The following is a 26,067-nucleotide window of genomic DNA, read 5'->3' on the forward strand; positions in this document are numbered from 1 at the left end:
TCAAACTCCACCGTCACCGCCGTTTCCCTCCCTCTAAACGCTGGCGCCGTGCTCGCAGCGCGCGAGAGCGCCTGGCCGATGCCGCTTGCCCGACCACAGCCGAACCATCGTCCGAGGGCACGCCGTCACGGATCAGCGTTGCCTGCGCCGCCACCGTGGTATGCGAGAACAGAGCAACAATCGAGAGTCGAACTCCCGTATCTCGCTCAAGGGCGTTCTGAAGCTCAAAGAGCTTGACCGAGTGGCCGCCCAGATCGAAGAAATTCACCTCGATCGGAACGTCTTTCCGCTTCAGTACCTCGGCCCACGCGGCGGACACCCGTCCAGTCGTGTCGTCCGTGGGGGCGGCGGCTATATCCTCTGTCTGGGAGTCCGGATAGGTTTCTGCGAGAGTACTGAGGCGTTTTCGGTCGATTTTGCCGTTGACAGTCACAGGAAACCGATCGAGCACGTGAATCCAGTTCGGAACCATGGCTTGCGGCAACCTGCGGGCCACATGCTCGCGGATTGGTTCTGGAGAAATGTCAGGAGGCGAAAGGACGAACCCGACAAGCTGGGTCCGCTCCGCGTTCGTCACCACGACGGCGTCGCTGACCCCTGGTGCAGTACGCAGATGAGCCTCGACTGCGCCGAGCTCTATCCGATGGCCACGGATCTTAACTTGTTGATCGCGGCGGCCGAGGAATTCCAGCTCACCATCGTCATTCCACAGGGCGAGGTCCCCCGTGCGGTACATTTTGGCGCCCTCGACGTCGGTGAAAGGGTCGCCGATGAAAGCCTGGGCAGTCGCTTCAGGGCGGCCGAAGTATCCTCGCGATACCCCTGTGCCGCCGATGAACAACTCGCCGCTTACACCGCGTGGGACCGGCTCCAGCTCCTCATTCAGCAGGTATAGGCGGACACCAGGCACCGGCCCGCCGATGGATATCGGTCCAGGGGCCTCATAACGGCGGAAGCTAGCCCATACAGTGGCTTCGGTCGGGCCGTACTCATTGACCAGGGCGACTGTGCGGCCGAGCAAGGCGAAATGGCGTTCCACCAATGCCTCAGCTAGCGACTCGCCGGCCACGATCACCGTATCCAGCGTATCCAGCCGCGTGCCCTGCCGTGCCGCCGCGTCTAGCAGTGCGCTGTAGAGGAGCGGCACACAGAGCAGCCGGGTCACCTGCCAGCGTTCCACCAGGCGGGCCAGCCGCTCAGGATCGCGGATTTCATCAGGTGCAGCTACGACTAAGCATCCCCCCGCGGTCAAGGTCCCCCACACCCCGGCAACCGAGGAATCGAAGGCCAAGGGGGACACAAGCAAGAAGACTGGAGCGCCGGGATACACCGCACGGCGTGCCCAAGTGGAAGCGGACAGCTGACTGTGCTCGACCAGGACGCCTTTGGGCTCGCCAGTGCTGCCCGAGGTGTAGATGATGTAAGCGGCGTCATTGGGTGTCACCGCGACTGCCGCCGCCGTGGTCTCTTCTCCTTCTCGGGCGTCCTCCGCTCGAATGACCGGGCATGGGAGCGTGGGCAGTCGGCCAGACGTACCGTCTGCGACGATCACGGCAGACACGCCCGCGTCAGCGAACACATCAGCGATCCGCTGATCAGGGTGGGCCGGGTCTGCTGGGACGTACGCGGCACCGGCGTACAGGATTCCGAGCACGGCGGCAATCATCGCGTTCGAAGGTTCAACGAGCACACCGATTCGCTCGCCTCTGCCCGCACCTGCCGCACGGACAGACGCTGCGATGCGCCTGGCCCAAGCGTCGAGCTCGCCATAGCTCAGCTCGGTGCCCCTGCTCCGAACGGCGACCCTCAGCGGATCACTGCTGGCTATCCGGGCCACGACTGCATGGACTGGGCTGAGCTCCTCGTGTGGAGCGTTCGACACAAAGTTCTGTTCTGGCAAGGTCATCAAAATTCCCACACTAATTCTCGGCTGATGCTGCTCGGTTCATGGCGTGCCAACAGGCCAAGGACGACTTCGGCTTGCCGCCCCAGCGTGCGAGCAGGTCAGTCCACAACCCGGCTGGCGTTGCCAACGGATCAGGTACTACCGGTATCAACTCCCGAAAGCAGACTGCATTCCTACGGGCGGGAGTGGCGGGCGAACATGGGCAATACCGTTCATCGGACGGTCACTGAACTCCGCTCAGACCGGAGAAGATTTACTCTGGCATCCGTTCACACCAGCGTCAATGCCGCAAGAAGGGCCGGTAAGGTGGCGCGCAATATGTGTCCAGCAGAGCGCAATAACTGTCAACCGTGCTTTGCTGGCGACTCTTGACGCCAGCTCGCGGACATTGTTAGCCTGTCTCGATATTCCATTACCGGCGCAGCGCTTAACTCCCGTATGCTATTCATAATCCGGCGGGACGTAAAGGGAGGATCCGGTGCGCGAGCAAGAAGGCAAAAAATATCTGATCGCTGCGAACGGTGAATAGCAGTACTCCAGCTGGCCGCTTGATTAGGCCGTTCCGGCGGGCTGGAACAGAATCGGAGTTCGAGGGAGAAGCAATACTGCCTCAACCATATCGTGAAGATATGGACGGATATGCGGCCGCTGAGTTTGCGTAGATACCTGACGACGACAACCGTGTCTGCGGTACCCGATCTACAAATGAAGGCCGACTCCTATCGATCTATACCCTCCGCTAGAAGCCTCGGGTTTCGCCTTCTTCGATGCGGTGGGCTGGAGGATATTCCATGCGCACTCCCCATACGACGAATCTTTCTCACCTGCTCGATCCCGAACATGCGGCGGAGCCATACTCATTCTATGCCGAGTTACGTACAAAATCACCGGTGCAGTGGGATGAATGGATGCAGACCTGGGCGGTGTTCGGCCATCCGGAAATCCTCGATCTCTCGAAGGATAGGCGACTTTCTGTAGCCAGAATATCGGATTTCAACGAGAGCCTCCCCGAACAGGCCCGCGGCGATGTTGCACTGCTGGCTCGCACACTGTCAGACATGATGCTGTTCAATGATCCGCCTCATCACACCCGGCTACGCCGACTGATCAGGCCGAGCCTTTCTCCCCGCCTCGCCCGGGAACTACGCTTTCATGTCCAGGAGTTGGCCGACGAACTGCTCGACAAGGTCCTGCCGAGCGGGCGCATGGACATCATTCACGACTTCTCGGAACCGCTCAGCCGTGGCGTCATCGCGAAACTGGCAGGCGTATCCGACGACGCCACCCACCTCCTGGAGAGCTGGCAGGGGCTGTTGCATGAGTTCTTTACCCAGTCCGACTCCCAGAACGCGCGGATACAGGCACTGAGGGAGTCCTTCGACCGCACTGCCACCGCTCGCCGAAACAGCACGGCCGACGACTTCTTTAGCCGAATGATCAGTCCCCAACTCCGGGCAGCCGACTACACCGAGGACGAAGTCTTCGCCAACCTCCTGCTGCTCATCGACGCGGGGCAGGCGACTACCACACATCTGATCGGGAACGCGGCCCTCGCCCTGTTGAACAACGACGAGCAAACTCAGCGGCTGCGCAGAGATCCTGATCTGATTACACCCGCCACGCACGAACTGATGAGATACGACAGTTCGGTCCAGTTCACCACTCGGAAGGCGCTCGCCGACATCGACCTCGGTGAGCACCTGATCCGAGCCGGCCAGTCGGTGACCCTGGTTCTTGGTTCAGGGAATCGTGACCCCCGCCGCTACACCGACCCTGACATATTGGATGTCTCCCGACAGGCCGCTGATCACCTGTCGTTCGGGCACGGCATCCACTACTGCCTGGGCGCCTCACTAGCTCTCACCGAGATCGACGTCGCACTGCGGGCGCTGCTGCGTCGGACCACCAACTGGAAGTGCGAGGTGGCGCAGCCCGAGTGGCTCGAAAGCATCAACTTCCGCTTCCTCGCATCCCTTCCGATCACTTTTGAGGCAATCGCCTGACTGCGGCATCCGCCTCGGCCGAAGGACCTGCGGGCTGCCTCTGAGAAGAGAGCATCTTCTCCGCGCCCTCTCCGTCGTTCTTGCCGCGCATCCGGTGTTGCGCCGTTCGTTCGAGTTGTCGGCCGGGCACCGTTGCTGCGCACAGCGACTTTCCAACTGGACGACGACTGCTTCGAGATGGTGGTGGCGAGCCACCCTGCTCTCCTCGACCGCTGTGGCCGGCGCACGCTTGGTAGTTCGTTGAATCCGGTCGCCGGCGCGGGGATGCCGGGGGTGCAGCGGCTGCAGTTCCTCTTGTCCGAGTCGCCCTGGGAGGCCGAGCAGGTCAACGACCGGCGGCTTGAACTGCCGTGCGAGCAGCCGGCGACGGCACCGCACGACGGCGGGGTCATCGTGATCGACGACTCCGGGGACCGCAAGGACGGCACGGCCACCGCGCACGTGGGCCGGCAGCGGCTGGGCCGGTACGGCAAGACGTGCCGCTCACCACGCTACGGAAGCCCTCTTCTTCCTCGATGTCGGTTATCGGCAGATGGAGCACCCGACTCATCGACGCATGGGCAGCAACGTAGATCCCGCAGCGGGCAATATCTGTCAACTGCCCATATCGGAGAGGACATACATTGCTCCACAGAAGACCTCACACCCTCGATCTGGGAGTTTGAGGAATCACAGTCATTGGACCAGAAACGCGAGATCGACATCTCTGCCGAAATGAATCTACTTACCTCTTGTGATCTCTGTATGGGGTCGCGGTTCTCGGGTCGCGTGGATAAGGTTCTGGAGAACGATGAATTTTGATGGGGCATTGCTCGAAGACTGGATGCGCGACCACTATCATGACGCTGCGATAGACATCGGGTCGAGTGGGGTTCTTGACTACTCGCTCGGACAGGTGCGAAAACTCGCCGGCATCGAGCCTGGTGATTTGGACGAGATTGTTTTCCGGGACAGTCCGTGCCTGGGCCGGGAAGACCTGCGCGAGGCCATCGCCTCGCGCTGGGGAGACGGTGACGCGCGCAGGGTGATGCTTACGCACGGCGGCAGCGAGGCTATCTACGTCGCGCTCCAGACCCTCCTTGAGCCAGGTGACCAAGTCGTCGCCCTACACCCGGCCTACCACTCGCACGTATCCGTCGCAGAGTCCATGGGGTGCGAAGTTCTGCGCTGGCGGCTGCGCGAGGAGGACAAATTTCGGCCTGACGTGGAGCAACTTGCGAAGCTCGTCACTGCGCGCACAAAGGTTATTGTGGTCAACTTTCCGCACAACCCGACCGGCGCGACACTCGACCTTGCTGGCTTCCGTCGCCTGCTTGAGATTGCTGACAATGTTGGCGCCTATCTCCTGTGGGACGGCGCTTTCACGGACCTGGTCTACGATGACGCACCGCTGCCGGACCCCGGACTGACCTATCCGCGCACTGTGTCGATCGGAACCTTTTCGAAGGCTTTTGGTCTACCCGGTATGCGTTTCGGATGGTGCATGGCCGACCCGGGGCTTCTGCGGGCGATGACCAACTTGCGCGACCGCATCACCCTGAGCCTCTCTCCGCTTCTCGAGTACATAGCGCTGCGCGTCGTACAGCGTGCAGACGTCTTCATCGCTCCCAGGCTGAAGAACGCAAAGGCCAACCGACGCCTGTTGGCCGACTGGGCCGCGCGGCATGAGGATCGTGTCGACCTCCCGCTGCCCCTCGGCGGAGTGACAGCGTTCCCGCAACTGCGCCCGTGGCGGGACACGACCGAGCTTTGCCGTCGGCTGGGAGAGACCAGCAACATACTGCTCGTCCCCGGCCGGGCATTCGACCACCCGTGCCGCGTCCGGCTCGGTTTCGGCGGCGATCGCAGCCAACTAAGCAAAGGCCTGGACATTTTGGGCGCTGAGTTCGCCGCGAGTCTCCAATCGTGAGGCGGAAAGGAACCCTGACGAACATGCAGAGCATTGAACTCTCGGACATTGAGTTGAAGACAGTCAACGAAGTACTCGCTTCGCTCACGGCGAAGTTCCACTCGGTCAGTGACCCGGAGTTCGTCCGGCAGTGCGCGGTGTACGCACACGAGCTGCCGCAGCGGCTGCGGGCCGAGTTGAACGCGTTCCGCCTGGAGGCTTCCGGTGGCGTGCTGTCCATCCGCGGCTTCCGGATTGACGACGTTGCTGTCGGGCCCACTCCCGAGCACTGGCGTACCCACGTTGGCCGGGCGTCCACGCTCCCCGCAGAGGTGTACTTCATGCTCTGCGCATCCCTGCTGGGCGACCCCATCGCCTGGGCGACGCAGCAGGACGGCCGGATCATGCACGACATCTTTCCGATCAAGGGTCACGAAAATGAGCAGCTTGGCTCGGGCAGCGAAGAACTGCTGACCTGGCACACCGAGGAGGCCTTCCACCCGCTGCGGGCCGACTACCTCGGCCTGGCCTGTCTACGCAACCACGACCGGGTGGCAACGACCTTCGCCTCGGTCGACGACCTCGAGCTCACCGGTGAGATCAGGGACCTGCTCTGTCAGGAGCGGTACCCGATCAAGCCCGACCGCTCGCATCTGCCGCACCACGAGGAAGACAACCGGGAGATGTCGACGCGCGAACGCGAGCTGCTCTCGCGCAGCTTTGAATGGATCATGGCCAAGGACAGCGAGCCCGACCGAGTCGCAATCCTCTCCGGCGACCGCGAAGCACCCTATCTACGCATCGATCCATTCTTCATGGAGGACGCATACGCCGTCCCGGACAGCGCCCGCGCAATGAATGCCATCGTCGCGGAGGTCGATCGCAACATACGAGATTACGTGCTCGAACCGGGTGAACTGCTCTTCCTGGACAACTACAAGATCGTGCACGGCAGGGTGCCATTCACTGCCCGCTTCGACGGCACGGACCGCTGGCTCAAGAGGCTGAACGTGGCGCGCGACCTGCGGAAGTCGCGCGATCGCAGAATCAGCCACGACGCGCGAGTGATCCATTGACGACCTACAGCGCCTCGGCCCTCGCGGCCGGACGGACCCTACCCGGAAACGACTGGGAGACGTCGGTGTCGACTACCCAAGACTCTGCGATGCAACCGAAAGACAGCCAGGACCGCCGCGTTGACAGGGATTTCCCCCTTTCCCTGGCACAGGAGCGGATCTGGGTCTCCGAGCAGCTCGCCGATGCGGGCTCGCACTACGGGACCCCGGTTGTGTTCGCCCTGCGCGGTGAGCTGGACCCCGGGCTGCTTGAGGTGGTTCTGACCCATATCGTTGAACGGCACGAAGTGCTGCACTCTGTGGTGTCCATCGCGTCTGGCTCGCCCCGGTTCGTCGTCGTCCCCGCACGCCCCGTAAGACTCGATCCACAGGATGTGGCCTCGGATCAGGAGATGACTGAGCGGGTGAGCGCCGCGACGGCAGCTCCGTTCGACCTCTTGCATGGGCCGCTCGTGCGGTTCGGCTTGTACCGCCTTGGTCCCGCGGATCACCGCCTGCTGGTGGACATACATCACCTGATCTTCGACGGAGTCTCGGCCGGCGTGTTGGTCCAGGAGCTTGCCGAACTTCTTGCCGCGGGGGCCGAGGGCCGCACACCCGAGCTCCCCGTGCTGCCTTTCGCCTACGGGCAGTACGCCGTCGCTCAACGTCGCTCGCTCGACGAGGGCCTGTTGGTCAGTCAGGTCGAGCACTGGTGTACCCAGCTCAGGGACGCGTCGTTCGCACTTGAACTGCCCACCGATTACCAGCGTCCCTCACGCATGAGCTTCCATGGCGCCAGCCACTCCTTCACATTGCCGGCTTCGCTGGGCGTCGAACTCGCGGAGGCGGCCCGCCGCTGGAGCGTCACCCCCTACGTGGTGATGCTCGCTGGCTGGGCTGCCGTTCTCGGCCGCTACGCAGGCCAGGAGGACCTGCTGGTGGGCACCCCCATGGCCGGTCGGACCGAGCCGGGCACCGAGGAAATGATCGGCATGTTCGTCAATGTCCTGGCCCTCCGGGTACGCCCAGAGCGAGATCAGACCTTCCACGGCCTGGTCAACCAGACACGCCGGGATTCCATCGAGGGTCTCGCCAATCAGGAAGCGCCGATCGAGAAGGTCATCGAGCGACTTCGTCCGCCACGCGACCCGAGCCGCAATCCGCTGTTCCAGACGGCGTTCATCTACGACGAGGCGGAGGAGTCCATACACGTCGCGGGACTGACGATCGAGGGCGCCGCACCGCCACCGCGCACTGCCAGCAAACTTGACCTGAGTATCGAGGTCGTTGAGCGGGACGGCCGACTCGAAGCGGAAATCGAGTACGCGACCGACCTGTTCGCGCCGGAGACGATCCGCCGCATCGCAACGCACTACACCACCTTCCTCGCCAACGCGGTCCGCTCGCCGAACCGACCGCTGTGCGAGATTCCACTGGCCTCAAAGGAGGAGCACGCTCTGCTGGTAACGCAGCAGAGCGGAGACGGCGCGTCATACGATCCCGTCGTCCTCCCCTCGCTCTTCGAGGCCCAGGTCGCGCGGCGCCCCGACGCATGCGCGGTCTCCTGCGGCGAATCGCGGTGGAGCTACCGACAACTCAACGAGCGGGCCAACCGGCTTGCCAGAGCTCTGATTGCCCGCGGAATGGGACCCGAGAAGCTGGTGGGGGTTGCGTTGCCCAGCGGCCCGCTCCTCGTTCTGGCCATCCTCGCGATCAGCAAGGCGGGTGCCGCGTTCCTACCGCTCGACCCGGCCTATCCGACCAAGCGAATCGAGTACATCGTCGGCGACGCGCGTCCCGCCCTGCTGCTGACCGATGCCGCTGGCGCCACGGCCCAGCCCTGGACGACGCCGATCCTGGTCCTCGACGAACAGCAGACCGGGCGCGACGCGGGCGCGGACGCATCGAACCTCTCCGACGCACAGCGGTCGCACCAACTCACCCTCGCGCACCCGGCATACGTCATTTACACCTCCGGTTCGACCGGGACACCGAAGGGCGTGACGGTCACGCACGAGGGCCTCGCTGGGCTCTCCGGCGCGCAGATCGAGGCATTCGGCGTACGGTCCGACAGCAGGGTCCTGCAATTCGCCAGTCCAAGTTTCGACGCCTCCGTCTCGGAGCTCTGCATGGCCCTGCTCAGCGGCGCTACGGCGGTGTTTGTCCCGGGTCTTCACGACTTCGTCGGGGGTTCGTTCGAAGCAGTGCTTGTCCGAGAGACCGTGACGCACGTAACCCTGCCGCCCTCGGTACTCGCCTCGCTTTCCCCCGACGAGGAGCTGCCCGCGGACCTGACCATCGTGGTTGCCGGGGAAAGTCTGACCGCCGACCTCGCCGCACGCTGGTCCGGGCGTCGCAGTATGTTCAACGCTTACGGGCCTACCGAGGCCACGGTGTGCGCAACGCTGATCGGCCCGCTGACGGGGAACGAGGGGAACGAACCGCCACCCATCGGCCGGCCGATCGCCGGCACCCAGATCTTCGTCCTGGACGAGGGCTTGCGGCCGCTGCCGGTGGGCGTGGCGGGCGAGCTGTACCTTGGCGGCGCTGGGCTGGCCCGCGGATATCTCAGCCGACCCGACCTCACCGCGGCCAGCTTCGTTGCCTGTCCCTTCGGTCCGGCCGGGGGGCGGATGTATCGCACCGGAGATCGGGCCCGCTGGCGTAGCGACGGGAATCTTGAGTTCGTCGGGCGCCGGGACGACCAGGTCAAGATGAACGGCTTCCGGATCGAGCTCGGCGAGATCGAGAACGTGATCGCAGCGCACCCAGGTGTGGAACAGACCGCCGTGGTGGTACGCGAAGACAGGCCGGGGCTGCGGCAAGTCGTCGCCTACGTAGTGGCCCAGGCGCCCAACGAGGAGATCCTCGCCCACGCCGCGTCACAGTTGCCCGGTTACATGCTCCCGTCTGCCGTGGTGCGCTTGCAGAACCTGCCGTTGACCACGAACGGCAAGGTGGACCGGCGTAACCTGCCTGCTCTGGATGATCGTTCATCTGTCACCGATCGCAGCCCGGGCACCGCGCGCGAGCAGCAACTGTGCAAGCTGATCAGCGAGGTGCTGGACCTCGCTGCAGTCGGCGTGGACGAGAGCTTCTTCGAACTCGGTGGCCAGTCCCTGCACGCGGTGCGTCTGCTGAGCCGGATCCGCAGTGTCATGGGTGTAGAGATCGGTATCAAGGCCCTGTTCCAGGCGCCTACCGCGGCGTTGCTCGCGGCGCAGATCGACTCTGGTCAGATCGCCGTCATCACCCGGCCGGCACTCCTCCCGATGGTCCGCTGACCCACGGCGGGCGCCGGATGACTTCCGCGTGGCCGGATGGGCCCGCAGAGAGCACTAGGGATCTTAATGATTGTGTCAAGCCGTTTACCTCATCGTGGTCGGCGCAGTCTCGTACGGCTCGGCGATGACCCCGATATCACGGGCGTCGGTCCCTGCCCCGAGGAACACCCCGCCGAGGCTTCCGATGCCCGTGGCACTCAATCAGCCGTCGGAGCGCCCCGGAGGACCGGGCGATCCTTCCTCCTGAGCCATCAACGGCAAAGCGCCATCAGCCACATCCGATCCTCCCGTACCGCCAACATTATTTGGGACCAGTCATGATCCCTCTGTCGTTTGGGCAGCTCGGACTGTGGTTCATCCATCAGATGAATCCGGGCAGCTCGATGTACACCATGCAGCTCGCTTCGCGGCTGACGGGGCAGCTGGACAGCACAGCCCTGGAGGAGGCATTGCGAGACGTCGTGCAGCGACATGAATCGCTTCGCACGGTAATCCGGGACGGTCAGGGCGAGCCGCACCAGGTTGTCCTGGATATCTCGGAATGCGCGGTGAGGCTGGAGTACCAGGAGCTTGCCGAGGAAGAGGTGCATGAGGCGATGCACGAGGCCTCGGAACGCCCGTTCGACCTTGTGCGCGACCTGCCCCTTCGGGCATGGCTGTTCGCACTAGGGCCGCAGGAGCACGTGCTGCTTCTGTCGATCCACCACATCGTCAGCGATGGCTGGTCGTTGGGGCCGCTCACCCGAGACCTCGCCCGAGCCTACGCGGCGCGGCGCCGTGGTGCCGAGCCGAATATGCCGCCGCTGCCTGTCCAGTACGCCGACTACACACTCTGGCAGAGGCGGTTGCTGGGCCGCGAGGAGGACCCGGACAGCCTGGCGTCGAGACAGCTCGCGCACTGGCGTTCGGTGCTCGACGGCATACCCCAGGAACTGCGGTTGCCGGTGGATCACCCGCGTCGACCGATGTCCGACTTCGCCGGGGGCACGATCGAGTTCACCCTCGACGCCGAGCTGCATACGGCACTGGCCGAAGTCGCCCGCACCCAAAACGCGACAATGTTCATGGCATTGCAGGCCGGGTTTGCGGCGCTGCTGAGCAAGCTCGGTGCGGGCACCGACATTCCGATCGGCTCACCCGTGGCCGGCCGCATGGATGATGCGCTAACCGATCTCGTCGGGTACTTCGTCAATATGCTCGTGTTCCGCGTTGACGTCTCCGGCGACCCGAGTCTGCGAGACCTGGTCAAACGGGTCCAGGCCGTCGCCCTTGATGCCTACGAAAACCAGGACATCCCCTTCGATCGCTTGGTCACGGCACTCAATCCTGCCCGCTCGCGGACCCGTCACCCGCTTTTCCAGGCCATGTTCACCCTGGAGAACAACGCCGACGCCGGGCTCAAGTTCGACGGATTGACCGACGTGCCTTTGGACATCGACGGCGGCAGCTCCATGTTCGACTTGGCGTTGAGCCTGCGGGAGAAATTCGGCCCGGACAAGGAGCCGGCTGGTATGGATGCGTTCCTGGAGTACCAGCTCGACATGTTCGAACGGGAGACCGCACAGCACGTGGCCGACGGTTACCGGCGGGCGCTGGCCGCTCTTGCCGCGGACCCGGATGCGCCGATCAGCACAGTCGACGTGCTGCGGGTTGCATAAGTTCCCTATTACCAAAGTTCCCTATTGCCCATGAATTCGGCACGCATATCGAGTTGAGCGGCCGCTGACGAATGATGACAACTTACCTAGGAGGGTGAAAGCAGTGGCGAATCCATTCGAGGGCCAGGACGGCGTGTACCTGGTGCTGGTCAATGCTGAGGGACAACACTCGCTGTGGCCCGCCGCCATCACTGTGCCCAAGGGCTGGACCGTAGTGCACAGCGAAGCCGGGCGAGAGGACTGCCTGGAGTACGTGAAACGGAACTGGACGGACATGCGGCCCAAGTCCCTGGTCGAGGCGACAACCCAATGAGCGATGTAGAGGTCTCCGGCAAAAAAGGACGCCGAAGCAAACGCAGAAGGCTGCTGACTGACCGAAACTTTACCTGCCTACTGGCCGCCCGGCTGGGCTCCAGCATGGCCAACGGCTTCCTGCCGGTCGCGGAGAGCTTCGGTGTCCTCCACACCACTGGTTCTGCGAGTGACCTCGGCCTTGTCCTCGGAGTTCAGGCGGTGGTTTCGCTCGCCTTGTCGCTGTTTGCCGGCGTCGCGGCGGACCGCTTTCCGCGTGCCGCTTTGCTCATCGTTTCGTCGATCGTACGCCTGACCGCGGCGGCGACCTTGGCGATAGGACTCCTCACGGATACTGCGACCCTCGCCTGGTTCTTCGCTCTGGCAGTCGTGTATGGCGGCGCTGACGCGCTGTTCGGTCCGGCCAGCATGGCGATCATGCCGGACGTCGTTGCGAGAGAAGACCTGGACGAGGCCAATGCGCTGGTCGGCGCTTTTTCCTCGCTGGCTTGGACGGTGGCCCCTGCGGCGGCAGGAGTGATCGTGGCGGCGTACGGTTCGGGAGCCGCTTTCCTGGTGGAGAGCGTGCTGATGGCTTTCATCACTCTCTGTCTCATGTTCGCCAAGATCCCCGCCCGGGGCGAAGTCGAACCGGATCACGAAGGCGGGACGCTCACGCAGCTGAAGCAAGGCTGGCGGGAGTTTCGAAAGCGCCCCTGGCTATGGCTGCTCACCTTGCAGTGGACGTTGTTCTCGCTGGTCCTGCTGGCTCCCCTCGCGGTCCTCGGCCCGTTGGTGGCCGACACCCATCTGGGCGGTCCCGCAGCCTGGGGTGTCATCGGCACCTGCATGACCATCGGCGTGCTCTGCGCGGAGTTCACCTCCGGGCGGATCAAGCCGAAGCAACCGGTGGTCTTCATAGCGTGGCTGCCACCGCTGATCGTCTTCGAGGCGTTGGCCCTCGGTTCTGGCGCGCCGACGGTGGTGGTGGCGGGTGCCGCAGTGCTCTCCGGCTGCGCGATCGGCCTGCAAGGAGTGTTCTTCCAGACCCTCATGCAGCGAGCCGTACCGAGCGCGGTACTCGGCCGGGTGGCCGCCTTCGATCTGATGGCCTCGGAGATCGCCCAGCCGGTCGGCTTCGCCGTAGCCGGCCCACTGGGCATCCTGTTCGGCCTGCGCCCGGTGCTGGTGGGCTGTGCTGTGGTCGCGGTGGTGGGCACGGCACTGTTCGCCCTTGCCCTGACCAAGGTTGAGCAACCAGAGCTACAGGTGCAGAACGAATCGCACGTGCCGGACAGCGGCAGTGAGGCGACGGTCAGCTGAGCGGTACTCGATTGCAGACGAGCCTTTGACGAAGCCGGACCACCGCGGCACGAAGGAATCAGGAAGATGATTTATAAGGACAGATTGGCCATACCCGGTCCGACCCCGCTGCCGCCCGCGGTCATCGCGGCGGCGACGCATCCAATGGTCGACGAGCGCACCGAGGACTTCGCACGCATATTCACACGAATCATCGACGGGCTCAGGCATGTGCTTGGTACCGCGGGCGACGTGCTGATCTTCTCGTCAAGCACCACCGGTGCGTTCGAGAGCGCGGTGCAAAACCTCTTCAGTCCAGGGGAAAAGGTTCTCGTGGTGGACAACGGTGCCTTTGGAAGACGCTGGGTGGGGCTATGCCGCGCTTATGGCCTGGAGACCGTCGTGCTCGACGTCGCGTGGGGTTGCGAGCCGGACCCTGCCGCTGTCGAAGCCTGCCTGGCGGCCGACCCGCAAATCGTCGCGGCAATCGTCGTACACTGCGAGACCTCCACAGGCGTCGTCACCGACCTCGAGGCCATTGGGCGCGCGACCCGCAGCGTGCTGACGATAGTGGACTCGGCCTCCGGGGTCGGCGGCTGCGAAATGCAGGCCGACGCGTGGGGGTTGGACGTCGTGGTCGGCGGGACTCAGAAGGCGCTGATGGCGCCGCCAGGGGTCTCTTTCGTCTCGGTCAGTGAGCGCGCCTGGCGCCGGCACGCCAAGGCCAGGCATCTGCGGTACTACTTCGACTGGACGATCACGCGTGACAGCCTGAACCACTCTGTCCCGCGTACCCCCTGGACGCCGGCGGTCGGCGTGCTGCTCCAGTTGTCTGCGGCGCTCGAAGAGGTACTCGCTGAAGGCATGGAGCCGCGCCACCGGCGGCATTCGGAGCTCGGTCGGATGGCCAGAGCGGGCTTGCGCGGCCTCGGACTCCGGCTGCTGACCCCAGAAGTGGCGCGCAATGGCATCGTCACGGCCGCGTTCACACCGCCCGGAGTGGGCGCGGGATCTGTCGTCGATGCGGTAGTCGAGCACACAGGCGTCCAGCTGGCTACCGGCAACGGAGAACTGGCCGACCAAGTGGTACGGATCGGTCACTGCGGCCACGTCGACCCGCTCGACCTGGTTACCGCGCTGGCCGCGCTTGAGACCGGGTTGGCGGCCCTCGGCGCCCCGGTGCTGCCGGGCAGTGGCGTCACACCCGTTGTGAAGCTGATGGCAGAGCTGGTTGACGCCGCCGCAGGCCCCTTGACGTCGATGGCGCCCAACCCTGAGGAGTCTGCTGCGTGAACGTCGACGTTCAATCAGCGCGTAACGACGCGCCGAAGCTCATCCTGCGCCTGCTTGAGCAGCACTCAAGGGTGACGCCGCACGCTTGCGCCACCGAGGATGCACAGCGGGCGCTGACCTACGCCGAACTCGCCGCCGAAGCCGAGCACATGGCGGCGCGCCTGGCGGAGGCGGGAGTGCTTCCCGGCGATCGCGTCGGTGTGATGATGTGTCACTCCGTTGACCTGCTTGTCGCGATTCTCGGCGTGCTGCGTGCGAGAGCGGCCTACGTGCCTATCGACCCGGACTACCCCGACCAGCGCAAGGGTTTCCTCGCGGCGGACTCCGGAATCAAGATTCTCATCGTAGACGGAGCACAGGAGGGGCCAACCAGCTTGCCCGTCACGACGCTTGCGCCGGACCGGGGGCGCTTGCCTCCCCGTCCGGGCGCCCCCGCAGCCGCGCCGGACGATCTGGCCTGCGTAATCTACACCTCAGGTTCCACCGGAGCGCCCAAAGGCGTCATGATCACCCATCTCGGCCTGGCGAATCTCGCAGCCGCCGCGAGTGCCGAGTTCGGCATGGGGCCGCGTGATCGCTACCTGATGCTGGCCGCCTCCGCGTTCTCCGCCTCACTCGAGGAGCTGTTCCCCCCACTCGTGCAGGGCGGGACAAGTGTGTTCCCGGCCGACCGGGTTGCGCTCTCCCCGGTGGAGGCCCTGCTCGACTTCCTCACCGCGCACGACATCACGCTGCTGGAGATGCAGACCGCCCACTGGCACCTGCTGGTTCGGCACCTCGTGGACACCGGCGGGGCACTGCCCCCGTCGCTGCGCCTGGTCGTCATGGGAGGAGACCGCGCCATGCCCGAAGCCGTCCAGCAGTGGAACCGCTTCCGCCTTCCGCTGGTGCACGTCTACGGGCCGACCGAGACCACTGCGACCGCGTCATACTGGAGCGTGCCGCCCGGACAAGCACCCAAGGACGGGGTGTTGTCCATGGGCGATGCCATCGCCGGAACCCGAATGTTCGTGGTCGACGAGCGGCTCGAACTCGTTCCCGCAGATGCCGAGGGCGAGCTGCTCATTGGTGGTGACTCGCTGGCACGCGGTTATCTGGGCAGGCCCGACGTCACCGCGGAGAGGTTCGTCGCCGACCGCTACTCGGGGATTCCGGGGGCCAGGTTGTACCGCACCGGCGATCGGGTACGTCGTCTTCCCGACGGTCGGCTGCAATTCCTCGGACGCAGCGACCAGCAAGTCAAGGTGCGTGGATATCGCGTCGAACCAGGCGAGATCGAGGCTGCACTCGACCGGCACCCTGCGGTGCGTCAAGCCCTGGTCACGACTGGTCGAGACGCGTCGGGTGAGCAGCGTCTGATCGGCTACGTGACTGCTGACCGGGACACGGTGAGCGGCGGTGAGCTGCGTTCCTTCCTCGCCGGCGAACTGCCGGCCTATCTGATCCCTTCAGCGCTGATCCGGCTGGACGAGTTTCCGCTGACGATGCATCGGAAAATCGACCACGCGATGCTTCCACAGCCGCCGAAGCGTCGGCCCGATTTGCCCACCGAGTTCGTGCCGCCGACAGGTGAAGTCGAGCGGCGCGTCGGCGCCGCCGCGGCGGAGCTACTGGGACTCGACGAGATCGGTGTGCTCGATAATCTGCTTGACCTGGGTGGGGATTCGCTGTTCATGTTGCGGCTGATCAGCTGGATCCGCACACACTTGGGCGTCAGCCTCGGTTTCCGCGAGGTCTTCGACGTGTATTCGGTACGCGGAGTGGCAGCGCTGGCCGACGCGAAGGCGGACGTCACGGCGGTGGGTAAGCCGGGCAGTGGCTGGTGACCATGCTTCCCGACCTACCAGTGGCAGTGCTTCCGGAACCGGCGCCCGCCGATCTCATGACAGCGCTGCATGCTTCAGGCGTTCGACTAGCTCCGCCAGGCCGGGCTCAGGGCTTGATTTGGACCGGCGAGCGGCCATCGGCGCTGGCAGCTGCACTGGAGTGCGCGCCGTCGGTGCGCTGGGTTCAGCTGGCGAGCACCGGCGTCGAAAGCTACCTGCCGCTCATTGATCAGAGGATCCGCTGGAGCCGGGCTGTGGGCGTCCAGTCCGAGCTGGTAGCTGAACACGCGCTCATGCTCGCGCTGACCGTGCTGCGTCAGGGCACTGCCTCCGTGAGGGCCGGCGCGTGGCTGCCGCGCCCCGCCATCGGGCTGACGAACGCCGAGGTCCTTGTGGTGGGCGGCGGCGGGGTTGCTCGGGCACTGCTCGCACTGCTGCGCCCGTTCAGGGTCCGCGCCAAGGTGGTGTGTCGCGGCGGCGCCCCGATGGCGGGCGCCGAAGTCGGCACGCCCGATCGCCTCGACGAATGGCTGCCCGAGGCCCGTGTGGTCTTCCTCGCGGCGCCGCTGACCGCGGACACGGCCGGGCTGATCGACGCAGCCAGACTCAGGTCCATGCGTCGGGACGCGTGCCTGGTGAACGTGGCGCGCGGCGGGCTTGTCATCACAGATGACCTCGTTCGTGCGCTGACCTCCGGGTGGATTGCCGGCGCAGGCCTGGACGTCACCGACCCCGAGCCGCTTCCTCCGGAGCACCCGCTGTGGTCCCTTCCCACCTGTGTGATCACCGCGCACTGCGCGGGCGATCTGGATCACTCACTCGGACCCTTCGTCGACCTGGTCCGGCGCAACATTCGTCGACTGGCGAACGGCCTTGAGCCGATCGGCCTGGTCGACCGGGAACTCGGTTACTAGCCGACTGTCAGGAAGAGCGGGTCATGATGACCGAGTCAATCACTACTCCTAAGGCCACGCACCCGACCGGAGCACCCATGGGAAACCGACAGATCGAGAGGATCTCCCTCCTACAGGAGCAGATCTGGATTGCTGAACAACTCGCCCCGGGCCGCAGCGTTTACGGCATACCTATGGTGATCCGACTGCGTGGCGCGTTGGACACGGAGCTCGCCGAGCGCTGCGTGACCGAGATCGTGCGTCGGCATGAGGCGCTGCGCTCCCGGGTGGGCGAGGAAAACGGCAATCTGTACCTGATCACAGATCCGCCGCAGCCCTTCGCGCTGCCTGTGTTCGACTTTCGCTCCCGGCCCGACGAGTGGCGTGTGTTCGTCGAGACCGCCGCTCGCGAGCCCTTCGACCTTGTGCACGGTCCGCTGCTGCGGGCTGCTGCGCTACGTCTTGAGGATGACGCCTACGTGTTCTTCCTCAACATGCACCACATCGTTGCGGACGGTTGGTCGCTGCGTCTGTTCTGGACCGAGTTCGTCGCGCTCTACGCCGCATGGCACGCGGGCGGTGAGCCCGATCTGCCTGACCTCACCATGCAGTACCGCGACTTCGCTGCCGAACAGCGGCGCATCACCGAGGACGGCGGGTACGGCAACGTGCTCGACGCGTGGGCTCGGGAATTGGCCGGTGCGACGACGATCCTCGCGCTGCCGGTCGATCACAGTTCAGGAGCGTCCCGGGACTACCGGGGGGATGCATTCACGACAGTGGTGCCAGAGCAGCTTCGGGCCGATACCTACGTCTGCGCCAAGCGGCTCGGGGTCACGCCCTTCGCGATGCTCGGCGGTGTCTGGGGCGTGCTGCTGGCCCGCTACACCCGTCAGGACGACCTGCTGATCGGAACGCCTCTGGCCGGCCGGACCCGGCCCGAGTACCAGTCGCTCATTGGGCTGTTCGCCAACACCGTGCCGTTGCGACTGCGGCTGGACGCGGACGTGTCCTTCGCCTCCCTGGTCCGCGAACTCCAGCTGAGTACTTTCGACGCGCTCTCCTCACAAGACGCGCCTTTCACCGAGCTTGTCAAACGGGTCGACTCCAAACGCACCTCGCGTGAGACCCCGCTCTTCCAGACGATGTTCTCCTTCGAGCAGTCCACGGAGTTCGAGGCCACGCTGCCGGGCTGCGCGGTGACGGAGCTGTACGAGTTGTCCAATGGCGGGGCCCGGTTCCGTCTCAATCTCGGCGCTGTGGACGCGCTGGGGGAGCTGAGCCTTCAGTTCGAATACGACAGTGAGCTGTTCGGCCCGGACACCATCGAGGCAATGGCCGAGAGCTACCTGGCGCTGCTCGGCGAGGCCGTGTCCCACCCCGAGTTCCCACTGGGAGCGCTTCGCACGTCGACCGACGCCGCGCCCGATCGGGAACTCGCCGGTCGGCCCGTGCCGGGGGACGAGCCGGCCACCCTGCACGCGCTGTTCGAGCGACAGGTCCGACAGAGCCCAGATGCGCCGGCGGTCGAGCGTGAAGACGGTACTCCAGTCAGTTACGCACAGCTCAACAGCCAGGCCAACCGGCTCGCGCGGCATCTGCGTCAGCTAGGTCTTCGCACGGGCGAGCGGGTGGCGCTCGCCTTGCCCCATGGCTCCTCCTGGCCGTCCGCCGTGCTCGCCGTGCTGAAGGCGGGCGGGGCCTACGTCCCTGTGGCTCCGGACGCGCCCGGCAGCCGCAAGGCCCACGTCCTCGCCGAGACCGCGCCCCGCTTGGTGCTCACGGTCGTGGACCTTGCCGAGGACTTCGCCGGGGCCCACCATGTGGTCGCCCTCGACGATCCGGCGGTTGCTTCCTCGATCGAGGCCCAGACCGGTGAGGATCTCCAGGACATCGCTGTGACAGGCCGTCAGGTCGCGTATGTCCCGTTCACCTCCGGCTCGACGGGAGTGCCCAAAGGCACCCTCGTCACCCATGTCAACCTGACTGCGTTCACCCGTGCCGCGGTGGACACGTTCGATCTGGGACCGCAAGACAGGATGCTGCAGCTCGCCGCGATGACCTTCGACGTACATGTCGAGGAGCTCTTCCCAACCTGGCTGGCCGGTGGCTGCGTCGTCTTTTTCGATGGCGCGCTCGGCCGGACCAGCCCGGAGGAACTGCTGCACCTCCTCGGAGAGCGCGAGATCACCATATGTGAGCTCCCCACCGCCTACTGGATCGAAGTAGTGCGCCTGATCGACCCGGCTGTTGTCCCCATTCCGCAGACCTTGCGGCGAGTGCTGGTCGGCGGCGAACGCGCGCCGATCGAGGTCTATCAGCGCTGGTTGGACTTCGGGATTCCGCTCACCAATGTCTATGGGCTCACCGAAACGGCGGTGACCAGCACGACCTACCAGCCTGGTGCTGACTTCGACCGCGAGGCGCTGCCGATCGGACGACCCATGCCGCACGCCGCCGTCTACGTGCTCGACGCTTTGCTCGCACCGGTTGGACGCGGCGTGCCAGGGGAGATCTACCTGGCCGGCCCCGGCGTCTCGGACGGCTTGCTCAACCGGCCCGAGCAGACCGCCGAGCGCTTCTTGGCGGACCCCTTCGCGGCCGAGCCGGGCGCACGTATGTATCGCACCGGCGACCAGGGCCGCTGGACCACCGAAGGTGACCTCGAATTTCTCGGCCGCGTGGACCGTCAGCTCAAACTGCGCGGCCATCGGGTCGAGCTCGCCGAGATCGAATCGGTACTCGACGGCCATCCGGACGTGGCGCGCAGCCTGGTCGTGCCTCGGCGCACCGAGGCTGATCCAGCGGCCGAGCTTGAGCTGATCGCGTTCCTGATCGGTGCGTACGCCGACGAGGCAGCAGTCGCGGCGTACGTTCGTACCCAGCTTCCCCCACACCTGGTTCCGGCTCAAATCTCAGTAGTTGAACGGTTCCCGCTCACCTCGCACGGCAAGGTTGACCAAGCAGCCTTGCTCGCGCTGCAGAGCCGCGAGCGTGTCGTCCCCGAGGAAGCGCAGGGCAGCGAACTCGAAGCCAAGGTCGCGGAGGTCTACTGTGCGGTACTCAAAGTACCGACGATCGATCTGCGGACGGACATCTTCGCGCTGGGTTTCCACTCTCTGGCCGCGCTGCGGCTCGTTTCCCGCCTCAAGAGTGTGTTCACGGTGCAAGTCCCGATTGCCGAGTTCTTCGTGGACTCCTCAGTCACCAACGCCGCCCGACTGATCGTGGCGGCGGGGGCCGACCAACCAGTCGGCTGACTGCGCCATCGGCGCATACGACCGACGTTCTCGCCGTTACGCTCCATCGTCTTGATGAAACCGTCCACCACCTTGTGGTCGAAGGTATCCATCCGCCGACTTCCCAGCGCCGGGAAAATGTGGTGCTCCAGCAGCGAGTCCGGAGTGGCGGGACAGCCAGCGCAACTGGAGGGTTCCTCGGCTGGGGGCGGCCCTCTTCGCGTTGTAGATGTCTGTCAAGCGCGTGATCGCCGCAGTATCGGTCTCGAACCCGGACTCGACAGTCTGCTTCCCCGCGGCGTTGCGGAATTGGATCTTGTAGAGGTGCGGGCACTTCGGCCATCTCGACGGGGCGTGATCGCAGTCCTTGAAGAAGGTGCCCATGCCGTGAGCCAGGGTCTTGCTCGCCATCGTGTCGCCGACTCCTCAGGTCCGATGCTGACGGTTTGCTGACCGCCTGAGGGCCGAGATGCCTCTGACCTGTTAAGGGCTACGACGGCGGCCGCATCCCCGCACCGGAACTGCCCCCGGTATCGCTGAAACCGCGGGGTCGTGTGCGGTGACCCGGGGCGTCCAACTCGGCGAGCAGTGACGGGTTGACGATGCGGACGATGGCCTCGATGTCGTCCCGGTTCGCGGCCGGCCACAGTTCGGCGCGCGCGGAGCGGTACTTCGCTGCGAGGCGCTCCCGCATGTCGGCGGGAAGCTGCGCGGCCCGGTCGGGGCGGGAGTTGTGCGCGTTGTCCGCGATCTTCACGAGTGTCGCCAGGGGGTCGGCGGTGATACGGCGGATCTTCTCGTCGTAGGCCATCCCCACCTGGTTGGTCACCGCCTCGACGATCTCGACGACCCTGTCCGGCACCCCCGTCTTCCGCAGGCGCTCGGCGGTCCAGTCGGTGTCTTCCAGGAGGTCGTGCAACAGGCCGGCCATGACGAGTTCGTCGCCGAACGGGCCGAGCCCGGCGGCCACTGCCCGGACATGCTCGATGTACGGCACTCCGATCTTGTCGGTCTGCCCGGCGTGCGCGCTGTCGGCCAGAACCTCGATCTCACGGACAGAGGTCACCTTCACTCCTTCATCAGCCCTTCCCCTCATCACGTCCTTCCCCGCCCATCCCACGCCCGGCACGGACCACGCCGAAGGCGTCCGCCATCCGTATGGCCGCCTCCAGATCACCGTCGACAGCGACGACCTGGGCGCTGAGTGCGTCCTCGAGCGGCAGGTAGCCCGCGCCCATTTGGAGGAGGGTGCCCAGATCGGTGACGAGTGTCACGGCCGCGTCCGCGGCGGGGCCGATGTCCGTTTCGACGGTGCCGTCGTCGACTCGGGCGTGGAAGATGAGGTCGCCGATCATGAACTCATAGGTCTCGCGCAGGCCGAGAGCGCGGTCGGGGCGGAAGGTGGCACCGACGGCTCCGATGATGCCGTGCCGGCCACCGGTGGCCTCGGGATGCGCGCCGAGGATGGCGATCGCCCTTTCGGCGGCAGGGAGTTCACCCTCCAGCTGGGCGAGGCCGCGCGCGACGGCGTCCTGGATGTCCACAAGGCGGGCGCCGAGGGCGAGGAACGTCCCGAGGTCGGTCGTGATGGCGCAGGCCGGGGCCATGGCGCTGCCGTGCCGGATGTCGAGTACGCCGTCGTCGACACGGAGGTGGAATGTGTCGCCGTCCACCCGGATCTCGTACGTCTCTCGTACGCCAGAGGCCTGTTCGGGCCGGAAACTGGCGCGCAGGCAGCCGAGCGCCCAGCTGATCCGGAATGTGTCGCCCGGTCGGGTAGAGGTCGGAAGGCGCATACCCCAGCGGGTGAGCTCGTCGACCACCGGGCGCATGGCGGCGCCGAGTTCGGTAAGTTCGTAGATCGCGGACGCTGCCGGGGGCGGCAGCTTGGCCTGGCTGACGACGCCCGCTTCGCGCAGCGCTCGCAGCCGCTCGGCCAGGACGTTGGGGCCGATGCCGGGCAACCCCGCGACGAGGTCGGTGTAGCGCCGGGGGCCGAGCAGCAGCTCGCGCACGATCAGGATGGACCACCGGCCACCGACGACGTCCAGGGCCCGTGCCGCCGGACAGGACTGGTCATAGCTGCGTGCCATGCGGGTGAGACCACCTTGCCCATTGATAGCGGGTACTTAGGCTTTCTATCGTACCGATCAGCGGTACCCGTCAACTCTGGGGCAACTGCGGCCCGGTGTCATGATGAGTCACGAATGAGGTGCGGTAGACCTGCGGTGCATGTCGGGACCTTGGGGGCGTTTCTTGTGAGTGATGACAATTCCGGGGCTTTCCAGGTGGGCGGTCGGCCCCTGCACGAGCGGCTGACCGCCGACCTGCCCGCCTTCGTGGACCTTGTGCTCAAGGAGGTCACGGCGCGCATTCCGGCCTATGGGCTGCTCCCGGGCGAGCAGCTCGCCGGCGACATCACGCACGTGATCGAACAGAACCTGCGTGCCTTCACCGCCGTACTGCGCACCAAGTCCCTGCCGCGGCAGGCGGAGTTGGACCATCTGCGTGAGTCGGCCGCGCGCAGGGCCGAGGAGGGCATCCCGATCGACGTGGTGCTCACCGCGTACCACATCGGCATCGAGGTCGTGTGGGAGTCACTGACGCCCGAAGTGCGCCCGACGGAGGTCGCCGACGTGCTGGCCGTGAACGCCCTGGCCCTGCGCTATCTGGAGCTGGTCACCCCGGCCGTGGGGGCGGGTTACCTCGATGAGCGGCAGACCATGTTCGACGACGAGCGCTCCTCCCGGTACACCCTCCTGACCGCGCTCCTGGACGGCACTCCGGTGGACGCCGCGGCGAGCAGGGCCGGGCTGCGGCTTCCGCCCTGCTATCTGGTCCTCGCACTCTCGGTGGACGCCCATCCCGACGAGGCGGCCCAGGGTGTCGACCCGGCGGTCGCGGGGCGGCGCAAACTACGGCGGCTGCGCGTCGAGTTGGAGCGCCAGGTGCGCGACCCGGTCCTTTCCTCGCTCACTCCGGAGGGAGGCCTCGCGCTGCTGCCGTGCCCGAAAGCCGTCGAGGAGCTGACGGCGCGCGACTGGGCGCGACTGGAGCGGATCGTGTCCGATGTCGGCCGCGCCGCGGGCGCGGAGGTCACGGTGGGGGCGTGCGCGGCCGATCCTGGCGGAGTGACCGCTGCCGCGGCGCTGGCTCAGGACGTCCTGTACGTCGCCCTCAACTTCCGTCGCCCACCCGGCACATACAGACTTGACGACGTCCTGCTTGAGTATCAGATGTCGCGGCCGAGCGTGGCCCTCGACCGCCTCGCGGCGATCCTGCGCCCGATCGAGGGCAACGACGAACTGCTGGGGACCCTGGAGGCGTATCTGCGGCACGGGAGCCGGCGGCCCGCCGCCGCCGAACTCCACGTGCACCCCAACACGGTGGACTACCGCCTCCGCAGAATCGCCGAGCTGACGGGAGTCGACCCCAACAGGATCGGCGACATCGGGCTGATCAGCGCGGCGCTTGCGGCCCGCCGCACGGTGCGATCCCGCTGAGCCACCTCAACTCCTCGGCACCTGCTGGTGCTTCAGCCGCCGAATACGGGCCAGACCGGGGTCGAGCAGTCGGGCTTGCGCGCGGTAGCGGGGTCGAGCGCGTTGAGGACCTCGCGCAGCGCCACATGGTCGAAGGCCAGGGCGAGATGGTCGGCGAAGTCGTTGGCACACCGGTCTTGGAGGCGGATGTTGCGCGCGCCGGGGCCGTCGAGGAACTGCGAGGTGTAGGGCGTCACCACCTCGTCGTACTTGGTCGCGATGGTGGTGTAGCGCACGCCGGGCACCGTGTCAGGAACGGAGTTCAGCTTGTTGACGAAGTCCGAGCCGCGCAGTTGCTGACGGGCCCCCGGATCAAGGGTGTTGGCGAAGCCTTCCAGGCCGGGGAACACCTTGAACAGCGCCCGGATTCCCTTGTCGAGCCCCAGCGCGGTCGACCCGTGGCTGGTGGGGGCGAGGCCCACCATGTCGTGCACCTTCGGGGCACCGCCCAGGAACTTCACGTAGTACTGGGCCAGGGTGCCGCCCTGCGAGTGGCCGACCAGATCCACTTCGGCGGCGCCGGTCTCCTCGCGTACGCGGTCGACGAAGGCGGCCAGTTCACCGGCCGATGTGGGGATGTCGCCCGTGCCGCCGACCTGGTCGGCTTTGAGGCCGCCGTAGTTGAGGGCGAAGACGCAGTAGCCGTTGTTCTTGAGCAGTGGTGACAGCGTGTTCCAGTTGATCGCCATGTTCACGTGCGTGCCGTGCAGGAGGACCACCGGGCGGGGGTGGGCCGCGCTGCGGCAGGAGAAGTCGTTGGCGCCGGGCGGGGCGGCGCCGGGACGCACGAGGGAGGCGGCGACCGCGGGGACGGAGTTGTAGGTCACCGGCAGGTCGGCGCCGTCCGGGGTGGCGGGCGCCGGGGCGGCGGAGCCCGGAGCGGCCGTTCCGGCAAGGAGTGCGAAGAGGGACGCGAACAGGACGCCGACGCGGGTATGCGCTCTCATGGCTCTCGCCCCTCTCAACGGGCCGCTGCGGCAACGGCGTTGCCGTAGACGACCATGCCCTGGCGGTTCGGGTGCAGAGGGGCCGCCGCGTGCGCGGGGACGAGCCCTTCGAGATAGCGGTCCTCGGGTGCCGCGCAGATGTCATGGCCGACGGTGAGCGGGGCGACGTCGACGAACCGCGCACCGTGCGCGTCAGCCTGGTCGCGGGCCGCCGTGCTGATCTTGTTCATCACGCTCTGCAGATAGTCGCCGTCGCGCGCCCAGACGGGCTGCGTCGGGTGGCAGCCGCCCTTGCGGATGTACGTGCCGTACCCGGTGACGACGATCTTCGCGTGCGGAGAGCGGCGGTGGATCTCGTCGAGCGCGGCGCCGAACTTGGGCGCCCACTTCTCGACGGCCTCGCCGAGCTTGTCCTTACCGCCCGCCGTGAGCCGGTCGGCGCACGACGAACCGATCGGCTCCGGAAGGAGGTTGATACAGCCGAGCGCCTGCTGGAACAGGCCGCTGTCGTTCGCCCCGACTGTGACCGATACCAAGTCCGTACTGGGCTTGAGGGCGTCGAACTGCGGGGCGATGATGCCGAGTCGGCGGCCCGAGAAGTCGTCCGTCGTGGCGCCGGAACACGTCACGTCGGTCAGCTCGGCGCCGAGCTCCTGCGCCGCGACCGCCGGGTAGTTGTGGTTCGAGCGCAGGCACAGGAGATTGATGTCCTGGGAGGGGATCAGCGGCCCGGCCGCCGCCGAATCGCCCAAGGCCACGTACTCCAGAGGATCCGGCGCCTGCCGATCCTGCGCCTGCGCCGGTGCCACCACTCCGGTCACCGCGGCCCCGGCGGTAACCGCCACGAGCCCGGCCTTGAGTCGCTTGCCCATCCTCATCCCAACCTCCGACTGTGTTGTTACTCAGAAGTACCGCGTCACCACATAGTGGGGGAGGC

The 26,067-nt window shown here is 65.9% G+C and carries 18 protein-coding genes; 13 read left to right on the forward strand and 5 right to left on the reverse strand.

From position 1 onward, the window contains the following. Window positions 1–13 precede the first annotated feature (13 nt). Window positions 14–1,906: an amino acid adenylation domain-containing protein gene (locus ACGFSB_RS32065; protein ID WP_393406505.1), complete on the reverse strand. Its 1,893-nt coding sequence runs from the start codon at window positions 1,904–1,906 to the stop codon at window positions 14–16. A 791-nt stretch (window positions 1,907–2,697) separates the two neighbouring features. Here ACGFSB_RS32065 and ACGFSB_RS32070 point away from each other — a divergent pair. The 12 genes from ACGFSB_RS32070 (at window position 2,698) to ACGFSB_RS32125 (ending at window position 20,662) form a co-directional block, all read left to right on the forward strand. Further along, window positions 2,698–3,909 (forward strand): cytochrome P450, encoded by a 1,212-nt coding sequence (locus tag ACGFSB_RS32070; RefSeq protein ID WP_393406507.1) that lies wholly within the window; start codon window positions 2,698–2,700, stop codon window positions 3,907–3,909. 132 nt (window positions 3,910–4,041) lie between these two features. Beyond that, entirely contained in the window at window positions 4,042–4,710 is a 669-nt protein-coding gene (locus tag ACGFSB_RS32075) for a transposase (RefSeq protein ID WP_393406509.1), read from the forward strand. Then, window positions 4,700–5,818: a capreomycidine synthase gene (gene vioD / locus ACGFSB_RS32080; protein ID WP_393406511.1), complete on the forward strand. Its 1,119-nt coding sequence runs from the start codon at window positions 4,700–4,702 to the stop codon at window positions 5,816–5,818. The genes ACGFSB_RS32075 and vioD overlap by 11 nt, the downstream gene beginning before the upstream one ends. Before the next feature lie 23 nt (window positions 5,819–5,841). Further along, window positions 5,842–6,873: a guanitoxin biosynthesis L-enduracididine beta-hydroxylase GntD gene (gene gntD, locus ACGFSB_RS32085; protein WP_393406513.1), complete on the forward strand. Its 1,032-nt coding sequence runs from the start codon at window positions 5,842–5,844 to the stop codon at window positions 6,871–6,873. A gap of 89 nt (window positions 6,874–6,962) precedes the next feature. Next, the gene (locus tag ACGFSB_RS32090; RefSeq protein ID WP_393406515.1) at window positions 6,963–10,139 is read left to right on the forward strand and encodes an amino acid adenylation domain-containing protein; all 3,177 of its coding nucleotides are present in this window, start codon (window positions 6,963–6,965) and stop codon (window positions 10,137–10,139) included. Window positions 10,140–10,456: 317 nt separating this feature from the next. Further along, window positions 10,457–11,797: a condensation domain-containing protein gene (locus tag ACGFSB_RS32095; protein ID WP_393406518.1), complete on the forward strand. Its 1,341-nt coding sequence runs from the start codon at window positions 10,457–10,459 to the stop codon at window positions 11,795–11,797. 103 nt (window positions 11,798–11,900) lie between these two features. Further along, entirely contained in the window at window positions 11,901–12,110 is a 210-nt protein-coding gene (locus ACGFSB_RS32100) for an MbtH family protein (RefSeq protein WP_393406520.1), read from the forward strand. After that, entirely contained in the window at window positions 12,107–13,411 is a 1,305-nt protein-coding gene (locus ACGFSB_RS32105; protein WP_393406523.1) for an MFS transporter, read from the forward strand. The genes ACGFSB_RS32100 and ACGFSB_RS32105 overlap by 4 nt, the downstream gene beginning before the upstream one ends. A 66-nt stretch (window positions 13,412–13,477) precedes the next feature. Further along, window positions 13,478–14,683 carry a pyridoxal-phosphate-dependent aminotransferase family protein gene (locus tag ACGFSB_RS32110; RefSeq protein WP_393406525.1) on the forward strand — a complete coding sequence of 402 codons (1,206 nt, stop codon included), beginning with the start codon at window positions 13,478–13,480 and terminating at the stop codon, window positions 14,681–14,683. Then, a complete protein-coding gene (locus ACGFSB_RS32115) occupies window positions 14,680–16,509 on the forward strand; it encodes an amino acid adenylation domain-containing protein (protein WP_393406527.1) in 1,830 nt (609 codons plus the stop codon). Before ACGFSB_RS32110 ends, ACGFSB_RS32115 begins: the two co-directional genes overlap by 4 nt. A gap of 113 nt (window positions 16,510–16,622) precedes the next feature. After that, on the forward strand, window positions 16,623–17,423 hold the full coding sequence (locus ACGFSB_RS32120) for an NAD(P)-dependent oxidoreductase (protein WP_393406529.1): 801 nt from the start codon (window positions 16,623–16,625) through the stop codon (window positions 17,421–17,423). A 77-nt stretch (window positions 17,424–17,500) separates the two neighbouring features. Further along, window positions 17,501–20,662: an amino acid adenylation domain-containing protein gene (locus ACGFSB_RS32125; RefSeq protein WP_393406531.1), complete on the forward strand. Its 3,162-nt coding sequence runs from the start codon at window positions 17,501–17,503 to the stop codon at window positions 20,660–20,662. Window positions 20,663–21,131: 469 nt separating this feature from the next. Here the strand turns inward: ACGFSB_RS32125 and ACGFSB_RS32130 are convergent, their stop codons facing one another. After that, window positions 21,132–21,737: an HD domain-containing protein gene (locus ACGFSB_RS32130; protein ID WP_393406533.1), complete on the reverse strand. Its 606-nt coding sequence runs from the start codon at window positions 21,735–21,737 to the stop codon at window positions 21,132–21,134. Continuing rightward, the gene (locus tag ACGFSB_RS32135; protein WP_393406536.1) at window positions 21,721–22,734 is read right to left on the reverse strand and encodes a winged helix-turn-helix transcriptional regulator; all 1,014 of its coding nucleotides are present in this window, start codon (window positions 22,732–22,734) and stop codon (window positions 21,721–21,723) included. The genes ACGFSB_RS32130 and ACGFSB_RS32135 overlap by 17 nt, the downstream gene beginning before the upstream one ends. 165 nt (window positions 22,735–22,899) lie before the next feature. Between ACGFSB_RS32135 and ACGFSB_RS32140 the strand changes: the two genes are divergently transcribed. Then, on the forward strand, window positions 22,900–24,144 hold the full coding sequence (locus ACGFSB_RS32140) for a PucR family transcriptional regulator (RefSeq protein ID WP_393406539.1): 1,245 nt from the start codon (window positions 22,900–22,902) through the stop codon (window positions 24,142–24,144). Window positions 24,145–24,176: 32 nt separating this feature from the next. Here ACGFSB_RS32140 and ACGFSB_RS32145 read toward each other — a convergent pair whose 3' ends face one another. Together ACGFSB_RS32145 and ACGFSB_RS32150 are read right to left on the reverse strand one after the other, a co-directional pair. Further along, a complete protein-coding gene (locus tag ACGFSB_RS32145; protein ID WP_393406542.1) occupies window positions 24,177–25,130 on the reverse strand; it encodes an esterase/lipase family protein in 954 nt (317 codons plus the stop codon). A gap of 14 nt (window positions 25,131–25,144) precedes the next feature. Beyond that, window positions 25,145–26,002 (reverse strand): SGNH/GDSL hydrolase family protein, encoded by an 858-nt coding sequence (locus tag ACGFSB_RS32150; protein ID WP_393406545.1) that lies wholly within the window; start codon window positions 26,000–26,002, stop codon window positions 25,145–25,147. Window positions 26,003–26,067 lie beyond the last annotated feature (65 nt).

Source organism: Streptomyces sp. NPDC048441, assembly GCF_043200235.1.
GTDB lineage: Bacteria > Actinomycetota > Actinomycetes > Streptomycetales > Streptomycetaceae > Streptomyces.